The 22,697-nt window shown below is 37.2% G+C and carries 19 protein-coding genes; 6 read left to right on the top strand and 13 right to left on the bottom strand.

All coding sequences use genetic code 11. The features are described 5' to 3' along the window. Window positions 1-211: 211 nt before the first annotated feature. Both A6M55_RS08555 and A6M55_RS08550 read right to left on the bottom strand, forming a co-directional pair. On the bottom strand, window positions 212-1,135 hold the full coding sequence (locus tag A6M55_RS08555; protein WP_064197237.1) for an AAA family ATPase: 924 nt from the start codon (window positions 1,133-1,135) through the stop codon (window positions 212-214). Further along, a complete protein-coding gene (locus tag A6M55_RS08550; RefSeq protein WP_064197236.1) occupies window positions 1,132-2,154 on the bottom strand; it encodes a T4 RnlA family RNA ligase in 1,023 nt (340 codons plus the stop codon). The genes A6M55_RS08555 and A6M55_RS08550 overlap by 4 nt, the downstream gene beginning before the upstream one ends. A gap of 252 nt (window positions 2,155-2,406) precedes the next feature. Between A6M55_RS08550 and A6M55_RS08545 the strand changes: the two genes are divergently transcribed. After that, a complete protein-coding gene (locus tag A6M55_RS08545; RefSeq protein WP_064197239.1) occupies window positions 2,407-3,429 on the top strand; it encodes a YafY family protein in 1,023 nt (340 codons plus the stop codon). 2 nt (window positions 3,430-3,431) lie between these two features. Here A6M55_RS08545 and A6M55_RS08540 read toward each other — a convergent pair whose 3' ends face one another. From A6M55_RS08540 to radA, 4 genes are all read right to left on the bottom strand, one after another. Next, on the bottom strand, window positions 3,432-3,854 hold the full coding sequence (locus tag A6M55_RS08540; RefSeq protein WP_064197235.1) for a PIN domain-containing protein: 423 nt from the start codon (window positions 3,852-3,854) through the stop codon (window positions 3,432-3,434). Beyond that, a complete protein-coding gene (locus tag A6M55_RS08535; protein WP_064197234.1) occupies window positions 3,851-4,081 on the bottom strand; it encodes a hypothetical protein in 231 nt (76 codons plus the stop codon). The genes A6M55_RS08540 and A6M55_RS08535 overlap by 4 nt, the downstream gene beginning before the upstream one ends. Window positions 4,082-4,148: 67 nt before the next feature. Continuing rightward, window positions 4,149-5,051 carry an aldose 1-epimerase family protein gene (locus A6M55_RS08530; protein ID WP_064197233.1) on the bottom strand — a complete coding sequence of 301 codons (903 nt, stop codon included), beginning with the start codon at window positions 5,049-5,051 and terminating at the stop codon, window positions 4,149-4,151. A gap of 87 nt (window positions 5,052-5,138) precedes the next feature. Beyond that, entirely contained in the window at window positions 5,139-6,518 is a 1,380-nt protein-coding gene (gene radA, locus A6M55_RS08525; protein WP_064197232.1) for a DNA repair protein RadA, read from the bottom strand. A gap of 237 nt (window positions 6,519-6,755) precedes the next feature. Between radA and A6M55_RS08520 the strand changes: the two genes are divergently transcribed. The 3 genes from A6M55_RS08520 (at window position 6,756) to A6M55_RS08510 (ending at window position 9,050) form a co-directional block, all read left to right on the top strand. Continuing rightward, on the top strand, window positions 6,756-7,364 hold the full coding sequence (locus A6M55_RS08520) for a porin family protein (RefSeq protein ID WP_064197231.1): 609 nt from the start codon (window positions 6,756-6,758) through the stop codon (window positions 7,362-7,364). Between the two features lie 204 nt (window positions 7,365-7,568). Next, complete coding sequence (locus A6M55_RS08515) at window positions 7,569-8,471, top strand: DUF6454 family protein (RefSeq protein WP_064197230.1); 903 nt, start codon at window positions 7,569-7,571, stop codon at window positions 8,469-8,471. Between the two features lie 75 nt (window positions 8,472-8,546). After that, window positions 8,547-9,050, top strand: a complete 504-nt coding sequence (locus tag A6M55_RS08510; protein WP_064197229.1) for a hypothetical protein — start codon at window positions 8,547-8,549, stop codon at window positions 9,048-9,050. A gap of 93 nt (window positions 9,051-9,143) precedes the next feature. Here A6M55_RS08510 and A6M55_RS08505 read toward each other — a convergent pair whose 3' ends face one another. The 3 genes from A6M55_RS08505 to A6M55_RS08495 all read right to left on the bottom strand — a co-directional run bounded on the left by A6M55_RS08505 (window position 9,144) and on the right by A6M55_RS08495 (window position 14,772). Continuing rightward, window positions 9,144-12,488 (bottom strand): ThuA domain-containing protein, encoded by a 3,345-nt coding sequence (locus tag A6M55_RS08505; RefSeq protein ID WP_064197228.1) that lies wholly within the window; start codon window positions 12,486-12,488, stop codon window positions 9,144-9,146. Between the two features lie 182 nt (window positions 12,489-12,670). After that, window positions 12,671-13,351, bottom strand: coding sequence for a response regulator transcription factor (locus tag A6M55_RS08500; RefSeq protein WP_064197227.1), 681 nt, complete (start codon window positions 13,349-13,351; stop codon window positions 12,671-12,673). Next, a complete protein-coding gene (locus tag A6M55_RS08495; protein WP_197491680.1) occupies window positions 13,348-14,772 on the bottom strand; it encodes a cell wall metabolism sensor histidine kinase WalK in 1,425 nt (474 codons plus the stop codon). The genes A6M55_RS08500 and A6M55_RS08495 overlap by 4 nt, the downstream gene beginning before the upstream one ends. Window positions 14,773-15,075: 303 nt before the next feature. Between A6M55_RS08495 and A6M55_RS08490 the strand changes: the two genes are divergently transcribed. Continuing rightward, window positions 15,076-15,795 (top strand): GLPGLI family protein, encoded by a 720-nt coding sequence (locus A6M55_RS08490; protein WP_064197225.1) that lies wholly within the window; start codon window positions 15,076-15,078, stop codon window positions 15,793-15,795. Between the two features lie 79 nt (window positions 15,796-15,874). On the opposite strand, the gene A6M55_RS08485 is transcribed toward A6M55_RS08490, so the two are convergent. The 4 genes from A6M55_RS08485 to A6M55_RS08470 all read right to left on the bottom strand — a co-directional run bounded on the left by A6M55_RS08485 (window position 15,875) and on the right by A6M55_RS08470 (window position 21,658). Then, window positions 15,875-16,276 carry a hypothetical protein gene (locus A6M55_RS08485; protein WP_064197224.1) on the bottom strand — a complete coding sequence of 134 codons (402 nt, stop codon included), beginning with the start codon at window positions 16,274-16,276 and terminating at the stop codon, window positions 15,875-15,877. Between the two features lie 87 nt (window positions 16,277-16,363). Next, window positions 16,364-19,138 carry an outer membrane beta-barrel protein gene (locus tag A6M55_RS08480; protein WP_064197238.1) on the bottom strand — a complete coding sequence of 925 codons (2,775 nt, stop codon included), beginning with the start codon at window positions 19,136-19,138 and terminating at the stop codon, window positions 16,364-16,366. A gap of 172 nt (window positions 19,139-19,310) precedes the next feature. Then, on the bottom strand, window positions 19,311-19,931 hold the full coding sequence (locus A6M55_RS08475) for a CoA pyrophosphatase (RefSeq protein WP_064197223.1): 621 nt from the start codon (window positions 19,929-19,931) through the stop codon (window positions 19,311-19,313). A 143-nt stretch (window positions 19,932-20,074) separates the two neighbouring features. Continuing rightward, window positions 20,075-21,658 carry an NAD(P)/FAD-dependent oxidoreductase gene (locus A6M55_RS08470; protein ID WP_064197222.1) on the bottom strand — a complete coding sequence of 528 codons (1,584 nt, stop codon included), beginning with the start codon at window positions 21,656-21,658 and terminating at the stop codon, window positions 20,075-20,077. Between the two features lie 205 nt (window positions 21,659-21,863). Here A6M55_RS08470 and A6M55_RS08465 point away from each other — a divergent pair. Further along, a partial coding sequence (locus A6M55_RS08465) for a 4Fe-4S binding protein (protein WP_156511010.1) occupies window positions 21,864-22,697 on the top strand: 834 nt, incomplete at its 3' end.

Genomic DNA, 22,697 nt, shown 5'->3' with positions numbered 1-22,697 from the left:
GTGGATTTAGTAGCGGGAAAGGCTGGAGTTATTTACTCCAGTCCTTTTTTTTTATACCCCTACCAAAAAATAAATCCTATTTGATGCAACCGATTTCAGAAAAATGGAGTCTTATAGATAGAAATTCGATATAGTATTATATAGTTTTTTCATAAAAGTTGTGTGGATTCAATTAAAAAAAGGCTGGCCGGTTTGAGCCAGTCTTTTTTCGTTAAAAATCGCCATAATTGACTTGTAAACAGGGTAAACCCAGCTCTAATCGCCATAAATCGACCACTTGATTTCGATCGTCAAGCACAAATTTGATAAAATACTGACCTTTTACGTGAGCTTCATACAATTCTTTTTTCACGACCGAATCTTTTCGGGCATCACCTTTGGTTCGCATAAAAAGTGCATCATACGGAAGTCGATTATAAGCCAACCAATTGGTGGTTGGGCGTCGAGCGGCTTCATCTCGGCCTGACATCAAGATAATTTTTACACCCATTGCTGCATAATTTTTTACGATTTCGGCAATTGGTTCGTTCAATAAGTCGGTTTCGCAACGCTCAGAATCAAACGGGCTTCGGTTGTGGATAATTGCCAAAGTTCCATCAAGGTCGCATAAAATTGCAGAAGGCAAAGTATCATCTTGTGGCTGATAATGCGGCCCTCGTTTGCTCAAATCTATCTCTTTTTTGGTCGAATTTATTGGCAATTTTTCTTTGGCAATATGGTCGTTATGCATTCGCATGATTACGTCTCGACCTACCTTTTTCTCACGCACTTCATCACGAGCCAAACATTCTTCGAGCGAAGTTTCCATTGTCATGATTTCAATTTTCACTTCCTGTCCAGTATCTTTTTTATATTTACCAATTACTTGTTGAATACGCTCAATGGGTCTTGCCGATAAGTTGGTATCATCAATCACTACGTGTTTACCTTCTTTTAGGGCTTCAATGAGCATCATATCTCGCACACGCTCAACAAATTTTTCGTTGGTGGTTGAATGGTGTGAATTATCAAGCATTGCACGCAACTCGTCTTTGTTGAGTCGTTTCCATGCTCCTTTGTTTTCGTCAATTAGGTTTCTTGCATAGGTTGATTTTCCACTGGCTGGTAAGCCTCTTAATATTAGTATTGTTTTCATATTTCAATCTTATTAGTAAACGGCTTTTCAAATTTTGGTCGAATCATCTTCCAAATGATTTGGTCATAAGGTCGATTCTCCATCATTTTAAACAAAACTGCTGGGTACTTGCAAGTTTGATAATAAAGAGCCATTTCTTTTTTAGTTGCTAAAATCTTAAATTCTGTTTTGGCTTCGGCTTCAATTTGGGCAAAATCACTCAGTAATTTGGCGTGCGTTTGTTTCACCCAATCATAAAACTCGTCGGGTACTCGTTCCAAAATTGGCAATAATTCTTGTCCTTCTTTCAGATATTCCCAAATATTTACGCTCGAAACTCTCGTAATGATGTGATGAATACGCACATACTCAGCAAATTTCACTTTCAGACGATACCCACTCTTAAATTTTACCACAAACCCCTCACGGTTGTCTTCTTCCAAAGCCTTTAATTGCTGTAAATCATTCAGACCATCGTATCGTTTTACAATTTCAAAATGTTCGTTCGTTGGCAATGGAATTTCGATACCCGATTTTGTGTCAATAATGGCCAATAAAACTAATTTCCGTGCATCACCGTAATCAATCACAATTCGGTTTTCGGGGTAAATGATTTCAAACAAATAAGTTTTGGTTGGGTCTAAATGTTTGATTGCATCGGCATATTTTGTGTGTAATAATTCAGTAGCAACGATTGCCTGCTCGCTCGTAAACGAACCACGAGTGGCAATTGCGGGTTTTCCATCAGCCCAATATAAAATACCGAGTGAACCATCCATTTTTTCGTAAACCTCAAAAGGCTCATCTGGCAAAATCAAGTTTTCTGATTCTTCTAAATTAAAAAACTTTTGAAACGGTCGAGCTACGACTTCATGCAAACCATTCATTATCAAGCCTCTACAAGCAAGCGTCCATTCGTTCCAAAGTCGGTCGTATTGAGCTTTGGGCGAATAATTATAGATATACAAATCAGCCGTTGGATGTTTTTGTACATTGATATAATCGTCGGCGATGAGTTGTTTTAGGTCTTGGATATTCATTTTGTTTTTTTGATGCTACAAAGTAAAAACATAATTACGCAGTCTATTTGCGTAGATAAAATTATTTTTATTATTTTATGAAAACATTTTCATTGCCGTCTGCTTTAGCTGACGGAAAATAAGAAAAAAACAATTTTGACTTTAGTCCAAATAAATGCTTTTATATTATGGCCAAAGTTGAATTAATTTCCCTGAGTCCGTCAGCTAAAGCAGACGGCAATGAATAAAATGTTTTTTAAACTATCTAAACAAATGCCCGCCAATCGCAACGCACTTATTCGCTATAAAGTTATTGATAGCTGTCTGCAACGACGCAACCGAAAATGGACACTCGAAGATTTAATCGAGCAGGTTTCGGAAGCTCTTTATGAATACGAAGGTATGGATAAAGGCATTAGTAAACGCACCATTCAGGCCGATATTCAGATGATGCGAAGCGATAAACTGGGCTACTTCGCTCCTATCGTGGTGCTTGATAAAAAATATTATACTTACGAAGACCCCAATTATAGCATCACGAATATCCCGATTTCGGATACTGATTTGGGCAGAATGAATGAGGCCGTTGAGCTTTTGAAGCAATTTAAGGGATTTTCACATTTTCAACAACTCAATGAGGTAGTTCAGAAACTCGAAGACCACGTTTACTCGGTAACAAATAAGAAACATTCAATTATTGATTTTGAGAAAAACGATAATCTGCGTGGGCTTTCGCACCTTGATTTGCTTTATAATTCGGTGATTCATCAGAAAGCCGTACAAATGACTTATCAATCATTTAAAGCTCGGGCGGCAAGTGTTTTCTACTTCCACGTTTGGTGGTTGAAAGAATTTAAAAATAGATGGTTTGCGGTTGGTGTACGAAACGGGCAAAAAACCGTCACTCATTTAGCACTTGACCGTATTTTGGAATTGAGTATTGATGAAAAAATAGCTTACCGAGAAAACACCGACCTCGACCCCGAATTATTTTACAGAGACACCATCGGCGTAACAGTTTCAGAAAATATGCGAGCCGAAAAAGTACAAATCTGGGTTAATCTCGAACACGCTCCTTATGTCGAAACCAAGCCTTTGCATCATTCACAAATGGTGTTGGAAAGGCTTGATGATTGCATAGTAATTCAGATTCAAGTACAATTAAATTTTGAACTGGAGAAAGAAATACTTGGTTTTGGAGAGGGGATGAAGGTTTTAAGCCCTGAAAAGCTCAAAAAAAGGATTTTTTATCGGATGAGTAAGGGGGTAGATAATTACCAACAATTGGCAAATTAATTTTAAGCATTTCTCAGAAAATCATCAAACATTTGAATGCTACGAAAGCCCTTTTTTCTTAATCCATCATGTAGAACTTGGTCACGAGTCAATAATGTAATATCTAACTGCATAGCCAAAGCTACATAGGCAACATCTTTTATATCAACATCGCTGACTAAGTCGATAGCTTTTTGTTTTACATTATCATCAATCACATAACTGGGTAGAAAGTGTACGTTAGAAAACACAAAATAAGAAAAGTGCTTAAAAGAATCATTGTCTAACTTTGCTTTTTGCAAAATAACTTTTTGGTATTTATCAATTTCGATGAAAGCAAAATCACTACTCAAAAAAACGTATTCTTTCAATAAATTTCGATAAACTGCTTTTCCACTTATAAGAATTGACATCAAAACATTGGCATCAACAATGTAAGTTTTCATTGTGCTTCTGTTTCAAAGTTATGCTTATAGGTTTCCCATGCAAGGGTACGTGCTACTTGCCAGCTTGGGTCATTATTAAATTGTAAATTTTCTAACTCCTCGGCGGCTTCTTGTAGGTCAATCTTCCTTTTAAGTTCTTTCAACCATTCTCCGATTTTTGTTTCGATTTGCTGCCTACCCAATGTTTCAACAATCGAATCATCAATTTTGAGCGTTATTTGTGTCATAATTTCTCAACTTATTAGCTAAAAGTAAACAACTATTCTCAGAAAAACAAATCATATTTGCAAACAATCAACTCAATTTCACCGCCCAAGCTCGCTCGAATACATCGCCTGCGGGTAGAATATTGATGCCTTCTTTTTCAGTTAATTCTTGTGAATGTCTGACCGAATCGGCAATGCCGCACCAAGGTTCGATGCACACGAAATCGGCATCTTTGGCTGCCCAAATACCGAGAAATGGAAAGCCCGCAAAATCAAATCGAAGTGAATGTTCACTTTTATCAGATTTCAGTGTTACGGTCGATGAATTTAATTGCTTGAAAACCAGTGCATCTTGGTGGAATAATTCTTTGGTCAGAGGCAAAAGCTTAGTTTCAATTTCGACTAATTCATCATCAATTAGTGTTTGCTCGAAAATGGCTTCTGGTTCGTCCAGAATCAATCCTTGCGAACTTAGCGGCCAGCGTTTGAGATTCTCTTCTTCTTCAAATTCCAAATAATAATCTTGGTAGCTTAGGTCTTCTTCGAGTGGAACGGCAAATGCTGGATGTCCGCCTACCGAAAAATACATATCATTTTCGCCCAAATTAGTTACGTGATAAGTTACGCTAAGCAAATTTGCGTAAAGTTCGTAAACCAAGCGAAATTCAAACTCAAATGGATAAACTTTGAGTGTGTCTTCGTTGGACCGAAGTAGGAAACTTATCCCATCGTCCCAGTGGTCTTCTACTTCAAAAAACATATCACGGGCAAAACCATGACGTGGCAAATTGTAGTTTTTTTCTTCAAAAGTGTAAGCATTCTCTTTTAAACCACCCACTATCGGAAACAGTACTGGCGATGATTTACCCCAAAATGCAGGGTCGGCTCCCCACATATATTCCAAATCGTGGTCTTTGTGGTAAAGACTTACTAACTCTGCCCCTTTGGCATCAATTCCAACTTCTAAATATTCGTTTTCTATGTAATACATTACTAATGAAAAATGTAAAATGCAAAATTGAAAATGGACGAATTCTCATTATACATTATCAATTTTACATTTTCAATTATTAATTTTCTATCCAAATAATTCACTAAATACCTCTTCCAGCTTACTGGCGGCAAAAATATCAATTTTAAATTGTTTGGTATCTAAGCCTTTGAGATTATATTTTGATACAAAGATTTTCTTAAAACCCAGCTTTTCAGCTTCGGAAATGCGATTTTCAATGCGATTAACTGCACGAACTTCGCCACCGAGACCAACTTCAGCCGCAAAACAACATGAACTCGGCACGCTGATGTCCTCGTAAGATGAAACGATGGAGACACAAATCGCCAAATCAATGGCGGGGTCTTCTACTTTCAAACCGCCTGCAATATTCAAAAAAACATCTTGTGTTCCAAGTCTGAAACCACCTCTTTTTTCGAGAACTGCTAATAACATTTGCGTTCTTCGACTATCAAAACCATTGCTGGTTCGTTGTGGAGTTCCGTAAGTTGCAATACTTACGAGCGACTGAATTTCAATCAAAAGTGGGCGATTCCCTTCGAGCATGGCAGCAATCGTGATTCCACTCAAATCTTCTTCACGCTGCGAAATCAAGATTTCGGATGGATTACTTACTTGGCGAAGGCCTGTGCCTTGCATTTCGTAAATACCCAGTTCAGAAGTGCTACCGAAACGATTTTTGGTTGTACGCAAGATTCGGTAGGTCATGTGGCGGTCGCCTTCAAACTGTAAAACAGTATCGACCATGTGTTCGAGAACCTTCGGGCCAGCCAACCCCCCATCTTTCGTGATATGCCCAATCATAATCACGGGAGTATCAGATTCTTTCGAGAATTTCATCAATTCGGCAGTACATTCTTTCACCTGCGAAACACTTCCTGCCCCCGACTCAATCAATGGTGAAGCTAACGTTTGAATCGAGTCGATAATGACAATATCTGGCTCGGTAAGTTCGATTTGACGAAAAATATTATCGGTCGAAGTTTCATTCAAGATATAGCACTTATCATTCACGTATTGCATTCGCTCAGCACGCATTTTTATCTGTTGCTCGCTTTCTTCACCCGACACATAAAGAATTGTATAATCTTTTAGGCTCAAGGCTATCTGCAACATGAGCGTAGATTTACCAATACCAGGTTCACCACCAATCAAAACCAAAGAGCCAGGGACAATTCCACCGCCCAGAACTCGATTGAGTTCGTCATCTTCGGTTACGATTCTATAACGCTCTTGGGTCGTGATTTCAGTGAGTGTTTTTGGTTTATTTGCAGTGCGTGGTGTACCCGACGAGGTAAATTTCCAATTACCTTTTTCGGGTTCTTCTTTGGTCAATACTTCTTCTACCATTGTGTTCCATTCTCCACAAGAAGTACATCGACCAAGGTATTTTGGTGAACTAAATCCGCAACTTTGGCAGAAATATGCCGTTTTAATTTTTGCCATTTATTTATTTTTCAAGTAAGCAATTGTGAAAAATGCTCTACAAAGTGTTAATCTTTCGTTAATAAAATACGAATTTGCGAATAATCTGCGTTATTTCCTCAAAACCATCTGAGATAAAGTTCCTGCTCAAGCGTGGCACGGTTTTTTACCTAATTAATCTAAAAAAATATTCTTGATTCATTTATGCACGTATCTCTATTTTTTTCAACGTTTACTACTCATTTAACAAAAACTAACATGAAAAAAATCTCGTTTTTTACTCTTTTCTTATTATTTGGCCTGTTTACTAATACTTTCGCTCAAAAAGGTTTTCAATTGGGCATCAAAGGTGGTGTTACATTCAACCAAGTTTATACTGATGCTGGTTCGCTTGGTAAAAATATTTCTCAAAGTTACGACACAAAAACTGGCTATGTGGCTGGTATTTGGACTCGTTTTGGAGACAGAGTATATCTTCAACCTGAACTTTTGTTGGCACAAAAAGGCGGCACGATTGATATTCAGAATGTAGGAAAAGTGAAATTTTCGTACAGTAATCTTGATGTACCGGTTTTGGTTGGATTTAAGGTTTTAAAGATTTTTAGAGTGAATGCTGGCCCAGTAGCAACCTTTAAACTTTCGGAAGACCAAAAACTAAAAGATGCCTTGAAAGACCTTACTTCAAACGATGATGCTATCAAAAATGCTTCATTTGGCTATCAGTTGGGTGTTGGCGTAAAAATCTTAGGTATAAATCTTGATTTGAGAAAAGTGGGAAGTTTGTCAGAGGTTTCGGCATTGAATATGAGCAATAACCAATTTAAAGATAAAGGATGGCAGTTTACGGTTGGCTTTAAAATTATTTAATAGTTGAGTACCTTTTTTGAGTGCGAAGAATCTCTCCATTTGGGGGGATTTTTCTATTTTAAAGCTGATTGGTTTTCGATAAGTAGAATGACGAACTTAGATTTACGAATTACGAATAAAAAAAATTACTATCAATCATTTAAGCCATTCCGAATTTAAAATAAATTTATCTCTTTACTTACCTTTGCTTCAAAATCATTTCTCATGACAAAACACATTGGATTATTGCTTTTAGTATGTTCGATATTCCACGTCCATGCTCAAGAAAGTTTACTTGAAACAAAAATAAAGCAGCTCACTCCCAATACTGTTTGGACACAGGAAAAAGCTTTGCCGCTTAAATTTCCTACGTTTCATCCACAAGGCATGGTAAAAATTGGCAATTTCATTTTCATGAGTTCGGTGGAAGTAACAAAACCACCTAAAAATGGTGATACTGGCGAAGGGGTCGGACATCTATTTAAGTTTGATTCAACTGGAATGCTTATTTCCAAAATTACTTTAGGAGAAGGCAGTATCTATCACCCTGGTGGAATTGATTTTGATGGAAAATACATTTGGATTCCTGTGGCTGAGTATCGCCCCAATAGTAAATCAATCATCTATAAAGTTGATGCCCAAACATTTCAAATTGAGGAGGTTATGAGGTTTAATGAACACATTGGAGCGATTGTTCACGATATTGAAAGCAATAAATTATTGGGTGCCAGTTGGGGTTCAAGAAATTTTTACGAATGGTCATTAAATGCCAAAGGGAAACAAAAAACGACTGCTTCTCCCGAAAATTTACGCATCAAAAACCCTTCTTTTTATATTGATTATCAGGACTGTCATTATTTGGGTAAGCATAAAATGCTTTGTTCGGGATTTCAGAAATATGGTCAACCCAACGGAAATGTGGTTCGTTTGGGAGGATTTGAAATTGTGAATTTGATAGACAAAAAACCTATTTTTCAAGTACCAATTAAATTGTGGTCGCCGAGTGGTTTAGCAATGACCAATAATCCATTTTGGGTAGAAACAATCAAAGGTGGGCTAAAAGCTTATTTTGTACCTGATGATAATTCGGCCTCAACCCTGTTTATCTACGAAACCGAATTAAAGTAGGTTTTGGATTTTTCTTGAAAAAACATTTACATTTGCCAAAATCAATCGCATCACACCGTCAAATCAAAGTCAACAATGACCTTACGAGAACTCTTTCAGCAAATCGGAGAAAACCCGAATTTCTTACTTTTCTACTTTCTAATTATTCCAATTGCAGCGATTATTGCGGGGGTTTTAGGCAAAGGAGAAGGGCATCTTTCACCGTGGAAATATCTGTATGCAACTTTGATTTATCTTGTGAGTGTGCCTGGTATCTTCGCTGTGGCGTTGAATGCTTACTTTTTCTTGTTTCAAAGAGGCGATGTCATGCAGACTGATGTTTATTTACAGATTTTACCGATTATAGTAATGGTCGTAACGATTTTTGTCATTCGTAGAAATGTTGATTTATCACTCGTGCCTGGTTTCGATAAGATTTCGGGACTTTGGTTCATGCTTTTTGCTACGATGTTTTTGATGTGGCTACTCGAAAAAATTCATATTGTCGTATTCTCATATCTACCTTTTCAATATTTACTCGGCATTTTCGCTATACTTTTTGCTTTAATTTATTTGGGGTGGCGGAAGTTCGTGAGGTAATTTAATTGATTAGTTCTTCACCAAATTCAAATAACAAAAATGCCTTGCTGATGATTCAGCAAGGCATTTTTGTTATTGTCGGCTATTACAAAATTACTTATTCAAGAAATCAATTGTGCTTATGCCAAACAAAGCTTTGCCTTCAGCTTTAGGGTTTTTGAAAACAAAATACAAGTTTTGTTGGCCAGTAGCATTTAAGTTAACTTTTAAAGGCATCATATTAGATTCTGAAACCTCAGCTTCTGCCAATACAGCCCCTGTTGGTGAGCCCGAACGCACTTCAACTTTACCACCTACACTTTGCCCTTTTTGCGAAAACGCTCCAATCGTCAATCCTTTTACACCAGTCAAATCAATATTTTTGAAGCCAAAATAGGCACCATCTTCAGTAGCGATTACAATTTCACCACCCAATGCCTCCACATTAAATTTCGATGTAGCTTTGGCTTCATCAAACGTAACTGCTTTCACTTTAGGACTACGCAAAGCTACCGACTCTGTATTTGTCAAAGGGCCAATCACCTTTCCTCCCTTATCAGTATAAGTAGCTTGAATGATATATGCTCCATCTTTTTTACCCTTATGTGCCGTAGTTTCATAAGCAGCCTTAATTGGTTGCGAAGCTTTTTTCTTATCGTTTAATGAAAGAATATAGTCAACCATGTCTCGGGCATCAGCAAGCGAAACTTGCGGGTGAGCCGCCATTGCTTGTTCTCCCCAAACACCACCACCACCTTTGATCACTTTCTCAGCCAACTGATTAATAGCCGTTTGTCCACGGCGGTATTTTTTAGCTATATCAATATACGCTGGTCCGATAGATTTTTTATCAACTGAGTGGCAAGCCTTACAATCGCTCAAATCAATCAAACGTTTTCCTGCCGCAAAGTTCATGTTTTCTTTGTGTCCTTGCTCAATCATTGTTTTGTCATAACCTTCCAAGTAATTGATATTTACAACCACATCAGCAGCATCAATACCTTTGGCGGTTGTACCGTCTTCTTTGTCAGCAACACTTACTTCATAATCAATATTTTGGTCATCGAAGAAGAAAGTTTTGTTGCTTTTTACGGCAATATTTACTTTTGGTTCGGCATTACCAACTTTCACTTTCAATGTTTGATTTGCTTTATTTCCAGCCACATCTGTTACCGTCAAAACAACGTCGTATTCGCCAGGTTTAGCAAAAGTAACCTTCGGATTTTGTTGAGTACTTGCGGGAATGCCTTTGCCAAAATTCCACGAATATTTCAGAGCATCACCATCATAATCCATGGTTCCTGCTGACGAGAAAGCAACTGTCAGTGGAGAAGCCCCTGCTTTTTTATCGGCTTTTGCCATCACTACAGGCTTACGATTTCCTGCGTTGTATTCAATGACCGAAAGCGTTGCATCTTCGTTTTGCGTAAACCAATTCATGCCATAATCTAAGACAAACAAACGTCCATCTTTCGAGAAAGCCATATCCATTGGGTGAGCAAATTTAGTACTTGGCATAAAACGCTCCATACCTGTATAATTTCCGTCCTTATCCATGCTTACCATATAAATCCAGTCACGCATCCATTCGTAAGCCAAGAATTTTCCATCATAATAGCTCGGCAATTTCTTCGGACTTTTATCATAATCTTCTGAATAATAAACAGGACCCGCCATTGGGTTACAACCACCTTTACCAAATTCAGGATACAGTTTAGAATCGCCATAGCCATACCAAATCCATGCTTTTTGAGCAGGTGGAAGTTCTGTTAAACCAGTATTATTTGGCGAGTCATTGATTGGTTTCAAAGGATCGTATTTTTCACCAGATTCTTTTTTAGCAAAATCATAATGATTATATGCAAAATTAGGCCCTGTAAAAATCGGCCAGCCAAAGAACCCTGGCTTGCGAGCTTGATTAAACTCTACAATACCTTCTGGGCCTCTTTTGGGGTCTGTTTTGCCTGCATCTGGGCCAACATCTCCCCAATATAAATAACTTGTACGTTTATCAACACCTATTCTGTAAGGATTACGCATACCCATAGCATAGATTTCTGGACGTGTTTTTTCTGTTCCTACAGGAAATAAATTACCTTCTGGAATTTTATAAGAACCATCTTCTTGTGGTGTAATTCTCAAAACTTTTCCTCGTAAATCGTTGGTATTTCCTGACGAGCGAAGAGCATCCCAACCCGAACGACCTTCTTGAAAATCAATTGGAGCGTAACCACTTGATGCAAAAGGATTGGTATCATCGCCAGTTGAAAGGAAAAGATTTCCTTTACCGTCCCATTCAATCGAACCACCAGTGTGGCAACATTCATCACGCTTTACACCTACACGCAAAACTACTTTCTCAGAAGAAAACACTACCGTATCTTTTTGGTCGTCATAAACAAATCTCGATAAGAAATTATCTTTCGTTACCTCACGAGTTTCGTCTGGGGTGTAGTAGAAATAAATCCAGTTATTTTGAGCGAAATTTGGGTCAATATTTACCCCCATCAAGCCATATTCAAATTTGGTATAAGCTGGCATTTGGGCTGCAATTTTTATTTTATTGGTTGCAGGATTCCAAACTTTTACCAAACCTTTTCTTTCAGTAAAAATCACTTTTCCATTTGGTAAAACTACCAATTCAGTAGGTTCATTTAGATTTGTAGCCAAAATTGTGCGTTCAAAACGGTTCTCTTCGGGAGCTCTTTGTGTTTTAGCTTTTGAATAATCCAGTTTCTCGGCCATTGCCCATTTCAAACCTTGCCAAAAATGCTCGGTTATCAAAGGCTCAGTAAATGTTTCGGGTGTGTGTCCATAACTCGAATAAAATGCTTTTCCACCATCAAATTCATGGTACCATGCCATTGGATGAAACTCACCCATTCTACCCATTTGGTAGCTCGACTCGTCAACCTTTACGATAAATTTCAAAATATCTTTTTTCAAAGATTTGAAATCGTAAAATTCGTCAGTTTTTTCAAATGTTTCAGGAAAATGTGCCGATGCTGGAAACGTTTTATCAAGCGTAACCATTTTACCCTTTTGCACATTCGATACTTTCCCACCTGGGTGGCTCGCAAAATATGCCCCAACTAAATCGTTATACCATGGCCAGTTATATTCTGTATCTGTAGCAGAGTGAATACCCACATAACCACCACCTGCTTGAATATAACGCTCAAAATCGGCCTGTTGAGCAGGATTCAATACATCTCCAGTCGTACTCAACCACACAACGGCATTGTATTTTTTGAGGTTTTCTTCGGTAAATTTGGCAGGATTCGTAGTTGTATCAACGCTAAAACCTTGTTTTTTCCCGAGTTCAAGAAAAAACTGATTTCCTTCTTTGATTGAATTGTGGTGAAAACCTCTTGTTAAGGAAAATACTAATACTTTTTTTTGGGCTTGTACTCCCAGTACACTCAACAAGAGTGCGTAAAGCAGAATAACTTTTTTCATTTGAAAAATATAGGTTGGAGTTTAATTTTAAAAACCATTAATCATAATTTTTGTTAAGAGAAACGACACATTTCTTTTAATAAAACAAAGATATATAAAAAGAAATGTTTAATTGTCAAATTGACACTAAAAAGTATTTTTTTGAGATGTAGTATAACTTTTTGGCGAGAATTAGCAGCAAGTTAGGCTCTGAAAAAGTAGCCAACACCTTTGATAGTCATGATTTCAAGGCTTGGATCATCTTTAAGGTACTCTCGAAGTTTGGTCATATAAACATCCAGATTGCGAGAATTGAAGTACGAATCATCGCCCCAAATCTGCATCAGAATATCTTTACGGCTCACAATGCTATTTCGCTTTTCGGACAAAATCTTTATTAACTCAGCTTCCCTATGACTAAGTTTCTTGATTTTGTCTTGATAAGTCAACTCATACTTATTTAAGAAGACTTCGTACTGACCAATCCTGATAACATTGGTTGTGTTTATATTTTTTTGTTGCGTTAGATTGAGTAAATTATTGATACGAATAATGAGTTCTTCCATACTAAAAGGCTTTCGGATATAATCATTACCACCCGACTGAAACCCCTTTGCCAAATCGTCAGTTTGGGTTTTAGCAGTTAGAAAAATGATCGGAATTGTAGGATTTTGTTGCCTAATCTCAGTAGCCAATTTGAAACCATCTTTGTTAGGCAGCATCACATCAAGCACACATATATCGGGTTTGTATTGACCATAGGCCACAAGACCATCTTTACCATCTGTAACCATAATTACCTCAAAATTTCTACTTTCAAGGCTTTCTTTCACTATTTTGCCTAAAAATGGCTCATCTTCGGCATACAATATTTTTGTTTTCATAAAGTTTTTAAAAGAACTATCTTAAATTCACTTCCTTCACCCTGCTTATTTACCAAATTAATCGTTCCTCTATGTTGTTCAACAATATTTTTGACATAACTCAGACCTAGCCCATAGCCTTTGGTATTGTGTGTATTGCCAGTAGGAACTCGGAAGAATTTCTCAAAAATTTTATGTTGAAACTCCTTTGGAATGCCGTTGCCATTATCGGTAAAGGTCAAGATAAACTGTTTGTTTTTTTCGGTTAAGATAATGAGTATTTTAGGGGTATTTGTTGTGTATTTTAAAGAATTATCCAACAAATTATAAATGACATTGGTCAGGTGAATCTCGTCACCTCTACTAATAAAGTTTTGACCATTCGTTTCAAATTGCACCTGAGCTTGGCATTTTTCAAACTGCAATTTCATAGTATTTAGCACTTGCTCAACTAATTGTTTCAAATTGATTTCTGAAAAATTCAAATCAAGTTTTTGTTGCTCGAAAACCGCCATTTTTAGTACACTATCCACCAAAACCGATAATCGATTAAGTTCATTTTTTGAGATTTCGAGATATTCTTTGGTCAACTCTGGATTTTGCAAGCCCCCAAAATTACTCAATGCTTCAATAGCAACACTGACCGTCGAAATAGGCGTTTTAAGTTCATGAGTGATGTTGCTTATTAGGTCATTTCTGAGCAAAGTTAAGCGTTTTTGCTGCTGCAAATTCCTAAAAATGAGCCAAAAAGCACAAGAGGTTACAGTAATCAAAAAGAGGGAAAACAGAATTTGAGGGATAATTTTTTTGAGTAAAAAGCTTTCGTAGGTCTTGAAATTTGCCATGAAAGATTTAGAATGAGTGGGGCTTTCAACGGTGATTCCCGATAAAACAAATTGAGATTTCACTTTGGGTGAAATAAATACCTCAAAAGGCAAATCAATTGCCGATTTAATCAGTTTTCGTTGAAAGGCCTTGGCCACATCGAGCCTCCGCAACGAATCCTGAGTGATGCGAAGTGTTATTAATGTATCTCCGCCACTTTTCTTTAATTTAAAATCAGAATTAGTTTTCTCACTTATTTTTTCGAGCTGAATACTCGGCAAAACCATATTTGTATCAGCCTTATTGTTTGACAAACTAAAACTTTTACTTGAATCACGATTCACCTGTATGGTCAACCGACTCGTACCTGCTCTTTTTTGCACAACCGAAATCATTCTCGTCAAAATTCGCTTTACTGAATCATTCATCTGATTGCGAGAAAACGCAAACTTTATCATTTTGATTGATGTATCAGCTACGCTTAAAGAACTATCCGTCAGTGGATTGAGTGGAAGCATATTCATCAAAACTTTTGGACTTTTGGGTGTTTCTTTGGCTTTAAACGTTTTTTTTGGAATTGCTTTTGCCGATTGCAACTGCATTTGATTTATAATCATTGAGTCTTGTAGTTCTGAAATTGTAGCATCAAAAATCTGACTGATGTTGTCCTTTAGTATTTTTTTTTGCTCAAGATAGTTTTGCCTAATCCAAAAAAATTGAAAAAATAGTAGCAATAAAATACTGCTAACTATCAATATTATTGGGAGCTTATTTTTGAAATCATTTTGCATCAAACAAATGTAAGATTTTTCATAAAAACACCATAGTTTTTAACCTAAATTAACCTTAAATCAACCTATATTAACCCTAAAGCAGGCAAAAGAATATCAATTTTGCCTTGAACTAAAATAAAAAATAAAATGAAAAAAATAGTAGTATTTGCTGCCATTCTGGGCAGTTTTGGCACTTTAAAAGCCCAAAAACAAGAAGGAATCATTGATTTTGAGCAAAAAATAAATATGCATAAACGCATGACCGATGAGTCGATGAAAGCCATGATTCCAGAGTTTAGAACCACGCAACACCAATTGTTTTTCAATGCTAATGAGTCGGTTTATAAATTACTCGAAAAAGAAGACGACGATGATGAAGAGATGGGAGGAGGTGGCGTAAAAATAAAATTGACAATGCCCAAAAACGAGCTATATCGCAACTTTACTACCCAGAAAAAAATTGACCTCAAAGAAATGCTTGGCAAAAAATATTTGATAAACGACACACTCCAGACTATGGCTTGGAAACTTGGTACAGAAAGTAAAAAAATCAAAGGTTTTGAGTGTATGAAAGCGACAATGGTTAATAATGAAACCCAAAAAACTATTGTAGCATGGTTTACCCCCGAAATTAGCTGCCCAAGCGGCCCTGAAATCTACGGTACTCTACCTGGAATGATTTTGGAAGTAAATGTAAACGATGGTGAGATTGTTTATACTGCCAACAAAATAACGTTTGCGAAACTCAAACCAAACGACCTAAAACAACCAACAGAAGGCAAACTAATCAGCCCCGAAGCATTCAAAAAGATGATTGATGATTTTAGAGCCAATAACGGAAGTGGAATTAAAATTATGAGAAACTAAAAATATTATGAGTTATAAAAAAGGCATTATCTACTGATTTTTAGTAGATAATGCCTTTTTTCTTTGAAAACTTAGCATTTTAGTCCTTTATCAAAGTATGTGTTCCGTCTGGATTTATTTTTGTTGAAGTATTACCATTATGATGAATAACTGTATGCTTACCATCTGGGTTTACTTGAATTGATGTGCCTTTATTCCGATAAACCACAGTATGCGTACCATCAGGATTTACTTTTAAGTTAGTATTTGAATTACGCTGAATTAGACTTTGTGTCCCATCTGGATGAATCTTTGTTGAAGCATTACCATGGTTATGAATAATTGTATGTGTACCGTTTGGATTTACTTGCACCGAAACATTGTCATTATGCTGGTGAATAACAGTATGCGTACCATCTGGATTCACTTGAACAGTTGGACTTTGGGCTTGACAAAAGTGAACAAAAACTGTAAAAAATAGACAAGCGATAGTAGTTTTCATATATTTAATGAGTTTTAGTAAATTTATTTTTAACTTTTGAGATATTCCACTTTAAACGACATTAATTTTTATGATTGTTTAGCAATTTCATTGCTGAATGATTCTCATCACCCCTTGTGACTTTCCACCCAAAGGTTTATTGAGTGAGTACGTGAAACTTACCAAAAAGTAACGCCCCAACGAGCGTACACGACTATCTTCCACAAAATTCAGATTTGCTTGACGATTAATTCCTACATTTTTATTGAGGGCATCAACTACCGAAAATTTCATTTCTGCACGGTTATTTTTCAGGAAAAGTTTGGCAACTGACGCATTCCAAAGTGGTATTTTTTGATTAAAACTGGCATAAAGTAAATAGTCGAAATTAGTACTAAGAGTCCAGTTTTTAGGTAAGTTCACATTTGACTCTGCAAAGTAAGTTTGGTTGACAAAACTTTGATTAAACTCTTGACTAATAGCATATTGAGTTTTATTGAAAGCTATTTCTCCGCCAAAAGCAACACTCACAAATCCCTTAAAATCATACTGCCAACGCAACTCCGAAGAACCCAAATAGCGGCTGGTTGTATTCTCGATATTATTAATGAAATTTATACCTTGATTATAGGTAAGTTTAGTATTAACATTTAGTTTACTACTTAGTTCTTTAATCGAAAATCCGAGCGAAAAATTGCCATTTAAAGCTACATCTTTTGCAACATTGATAAGCTTTATCTGCTGACGAAGGGCATCATCGGTAGTTTGTGCAGTGGCAATTTTATTGTTTGTATAAGTCATTGAAAAATTCAAAAACAAACTACTAAAATTCGATTGATTGAAACGATTAGAGTTTAAACTTAGACGGTGAGCATATTCAGGTATTAAGTCTGGATTACCGATTTGGATTCGCAAGGGGTCGGTATTTTCAGGAATTGGGTTTAGCTCATTCAGCGATGGCTCACGCACCGATGTTTCGTAGTCGATATGAATATTCTGTCTTTGCTCGGTAGTAATTACTACGTGGGCATTTGGCAAAAAATTACTAAATCGGCGATTAACTGTAAAGTTTTTATTGGGTATTTGTCCATCCAAAACCGACGATTGCCAAGCAATTCCAGTTGAAAAATTATACTTTTTTTGAACCATTCGGTAACTCAAACCAAAGCGATTATACAAATACTCATTAATAAATTTATTACTCAACCCTTCATTTAGGCTTCGTTTACCTTCACCCAAATCATATACTTGGCGGTCGATTCGATTGTTGTTTTCTCGAATGCTATAATTTAGTTCCAAGTATTTTTTGCGAGCAATTGGCTCCGAATAAGATAAGTTTATCCCCCAGTTTTGACTATCATTTTGCTGCGAATTTTGCTGGTCAATCGTATCTCGAACCACTCCTCCTCGATATGAGTTAATTGCCGCTAAAGTACCATTATTATTGTTTTGGTTAATACCCAAAGTAACATTTGCAGTCATATTTCGCCCTTTTTTGCGAAACTTATGTCTAAATAGCAGATTTGCATTATAATTCAGCCCCAAGCCTTCTACCACAACTCTCCTATTTCCTTCGTTTTGAATTACTCCTTTATCGTCTATATTTTGGCTTTCTCCTTCGGTTCTAAGTTTGGTTTCGTTTAGAGCAAAATTAGAAATAAACTTCATCGAATTGAGCGAATCAATCTTATGATCAAGTGTAAAATTAAGTCGATGATTGGTATTTAGATTGTTTTGAATAGTCTTTTGGGTCGTTGAAAAATTGCGGTTCTGCAAAAAGTTTTGTCGAACCAAGTCAGTTTCAATAAGATTATTCATTGAATTTAAAAAATAGCTACCATTCAATTCGGTCTTTGGTGAAAAAGGTTCGTTGAAATTCACCCCTCCTGCCCATGAGCGAATAAAACCATTATTTCGGCCGCCAAAATTGAGCGGAATTGCCCCATCGGCAGCGTTAAATTCTAATCGCAAAGAGCCACCTCCACCCGCCATCATTCGCTGCATATCGCCCGAAAAATTGAGGTAATCTTCCATCGAAAACCCTTGTTTATTCACGTTATTTCCCAACAATAAGAGTGACCGTTGGCGAGCTTTATTAAATCGATTAAGGTTCGATTTGATCTCAAATCGCCCGTTGTCACCTACTCCTGCTGTTGTTTTACCGAAAGTCATTTTCTTACGATCTTCTTTCAGTTTAAGGTTAATCGTTTTTTCACGGCTACCATCGTCAATCCCAGTAAATGCCGTTTGGTCTGATTTTTTATCAAATAATTGCACTTTATCTACGGCATCAGCAGGTAAATTTTGCGATGCAACTTTTGGGTCTTTTCCAAAAAACTCTTTCCCATCAACCGTAATACTTCGCACTTTTTCGCCCTGTGCCATAATATTTCCATCTCTATCTACCTGCACACCTGGTAGTTTTTTTAGTAAATCTTCTACTGCTGCATTAGGTTGTGTACGAAATGAACCCGCATTAAACTCAACCGTATCGCCTTTGATTTGGACGGGTAAAGCTTCAGCTTTTACAGTAACGGCATCAAGCTCGTTACTAAGTATCTGCATTTTTATTTCGCCCAAATCTATCATTTCAGTGGAAGATTTTTCGATAACTCTTACGTAGTTTCTATACCCAACGAAGGTAATTTTGATAAAATAATCATTAAGATTAAGATTTTTCAATTCAAAAGTACCTCTTACAGTTGTTCGGGCAAAGGTAACGAGGGAAGAATCTTTGACAGAAAGGAGAAGTACAGTAGCGTTTTCTAAAGGTTTTTGTTCGGCATCTAAGACAGTAGCTTTCAGTGAAAACTTTGTCGGGGTTTGAGCAAAAACGCCCAAATTCATCAATAGCAAATAAGTCATCAGTAAAATCTTTCTCATAATTTTGTGCATTTTATTTGCTCAAAGTTATGGCTTCATTTCTGTGTAAAAGGTTAAATTTGCTTGATATAAGGTTAATTAAGGTTAATGGACTTACTGATTTTTGGCAGTGAATGATTTTAATGGTATTGTAGTCTAAAAAGTAACTTGTAATAAAGGGTTTGGCCTACATTTACTTCAAAATCTCTATCAACTCGGCAATCATCAGGGCAGTTGCTCCCCAAACCACTTGTTCTTGAATCACAAAACATGGAGTTTCGAGCTTTACACCTCTGGTTTCGACAGTACGCACTTGTACGATTGATGGGTCAAGAATTTCGGAGATTGATACCTCGAAAATTCCAGCAACTTCACGCTCGTCGGGATAGAAATCTGGGCGTGAAGTCATATATCCAACCACAGGCTGGCAAAACATATTTGAGGGGGGAATAAATAATTCGGTAAGATTTTTAATGACTTTTACATCTGTTGCTTTGATACCAATTTCTTCTTGAGCTTCACGCAAGGCTGTTGCTTGAATATCTTTATCTTTTAGTTCAACCCTTCCACCAGGAAATGCCATTTGCCCACCATGCACACCATCGTATTGCGGACGTAAAATCAAAGGCATAAAAATATCTTCTCCTTTCGGATAAAACATCATCAAAATGGCACTTCGACGAGTACTTGCATTTGGTTCAACCTTTACTTTGAGGCGGTATGGCGACATTTGTCGCATGATTTCCTCATGACCTGGCAAAGGTTTTTCCGAAAGGCGTTTGTTGAGCGTATTTATAAAGTCAGCAAAATTCACGGTGTTAGGTTTTAGTCAGGTGTTTTGAAATCAGATATTCATGGCAATATAATAAAAAAACTAAGGCACAAACAAAGTTGTTTCGGAATAATAAACAAAGATACACTCTGTGCCTTTGTCCCTCTGAACCTCTGTGCCATTTTTCACCCATATATTCTGACAAGTTGTTCAGCACAACGCTCGCCATCCATTGCTGCCGATACAATTCCTCCCGCAAAACCAGCTCCCTCACCACACGGAAATAATCTTTTTATTTGTAAATGTTCGAGCGATTCTTTAACTCGTGGAATACGAACGGGCGAAGAAGTTCGACTTTCGATACCAATCAACTGAGCTTCATTCGTTACGTACCCTTTCATTTTTTTACCAAATTCTCTTACTCCTTCTTGCAGCGGTCGAGCAATAATATCGGGTAAAACTTCAGCCATATCCATCGAAACCAAACCTGGTTGGTAAGAAGTAGGCAAAAGTTCACGAGAGATTTTGCCCGAAAGAAAATCATTTAAACGTTGGGCAGGAGCAAATTGTGAATCCGATAGTTTTTTTGAACTGGCAGCCAATTTCCATGCTTTCTGCTCAACATCTTTTTGTAATTGTAAACCAGCCAATGGGCCTAAATGCTTATATTTCTGCCAATCAATTTCGTTAATAGCAACTACAACGCCCGAATTAGCATATTTTGAGTCTCGACGAGAGGGAGACATGCCATTTACGACTAATTCACCTTCGGCAGTAGCAGCAGGTACAATAAAACCACCTGGACACATACAAAAACTAAAAACTCCTCGCTGAATATTTTTGTAATAGGTCTGAGCTACCAAACTATATGATGCCGCAGGAAGCAAGCCTCGCTCTTGGCGATGGTATTGATGCGTATCTATCAAACTTTGTTGATGCTCAATTCTGACACCCATTGCATAAGGTTTAGCTTCAATCAGAATATCTTTTTGGTACAATAACTCAAAAATATCACGTGCCGAATGGCCAGTTGCCAGAATAACTCCCAGCCCAGTTATTTCTGTTCCATCGGCAGTTATTACACCTTTCATTTCACCATTGACCAATACAAAATCAACTACTTTTGTATCAAAATGTACTTCTCCACCTGCTTTCAGAATGCTTTCTCGTAAATCGGCTACTACGCTCGGTAATTTATTTGTGCCGATGTGCGGATGTGCATCAAACAGAATCTCGCTTGTTGAGCCATGAGCCACCAAGATTTCCAAAATTCGACGCACATCACCTCGTTTTTTTGAACGAGTGTAAAGTTTTCCGTCAGAGTAAGTTCCTGCTCCACCTTCGCCAAAACAATAATTCGATTCTGGGTTTACTACATGGTCTTTATTGATTGCCGCCAAATCTCGCCTTCTGGCACGCACATCTTTTCCTCTTTCGAGCAAAATTGGTTTAATACCCAGCTCAATTAAACGCAAAGCAGCAAACATTCCAGCAGGCCCCGCTCCCACTATAATTGCCTGTGGCTTGTTAGCCACGTCGGCATATTCTTTCCGAAACTCCATCGCAGGCGGTGGAATTTCACCTGAATAAACTTCTACTTCGAGATTAATTTTTACTTGCCCTTTTCGAGCATCAATCGACTGACGCATTTTCCTGATTGAAAAATCTTCGTCAATCGTTTTTAAATAAGTTTTTTGGATGTGTTGACGCAGAACCGCATCATCGAGAGCTATCTCAGGCTCTAAGGTAAGACTCAAAGTTTGTTGCATTGTTTGAAAGGTTTTTATCCTCTAATTTTGTCACAAAGTTAAGCAATTAGCCCCAATTTCTTTCAATCGGATTGGTCAATTTAGATTTAGGCATAAACTTTGAAGTGAAATTTATTGTTTATCATACTAAAAAGATAGACTATTATTACAATTTTGAGGTTATCTTTGCAGGAATCAAATAATTGTGACCCGAAACAAACACTGAATGTCCGCTTATTTTAAAAATATCAGTCGAGGAATAAAAACAACTCTCAAAGGTATGAGCCTGACGCTCAGACACTTTTGGCAGGCACGTAGAAGCCGACAACCTTATGCAATGCAAGATTCGAGTTATTTTGACTTGCAAACGGGTATCGTTACGCTACAATATCCTCATCAGACTTTACCAGTGCCAGACAACGGGCGTTATCAACTCGACTGCGAGATTGATGATTGTATTGTATGTGATAAATGTGCGAAAGTATGCCCCGTTGATTGTATTGATATTGAACCAATTAAATCTTCGGAGATTATCAGCTATGCGTCTGACGGCTCACCGATTAGACTTTATGCTGCAAAGTTTGATATTGACATGGCCAAATGCTGTTTCTGCGGACTTTGCACAACAGTTTGTCCGACGGAATGTTTGACAATGACCAATGATTATGACTTTAGTGTAGTGAACATCACTCAGTTAAATTTTGAGTTTTCAAACCTGACAGCCGAGCAAGCCGATAAAAAACGTAAATTATACGAGCAATATCTCGAAGAAAAAGACGCTTTAAAGAAAGCACCTGTGGCTACTGCTCCAAGTGAAAATACGAATGAAGCTCCAAAAGTAAAAACATCATTTAAACCAGCATTCAAACCTACTGCAAAGCCAGTTGTAAAAGAGTCAGAAGAGACCACAACTGAGGAAAAAGTTGAAAATAAAGAGACAAATGCACCAGTTTCGGAAGTGCCGAAATCAAAACCTGTTTTTAAGCCAAGTTTCAAACCTGCTTCAAAACCAGTTGAAGATGCTGAAACACAAGAAATAAAAACAGAACAAGCGACAGCC

The organism is Emticicia sp. MM (genome assembly GCF_001649495.1).
Note: the sequence above shows the minus strand (reverse complement) of the source record. Positions and strands in the feature narration are given on the sequence as shown.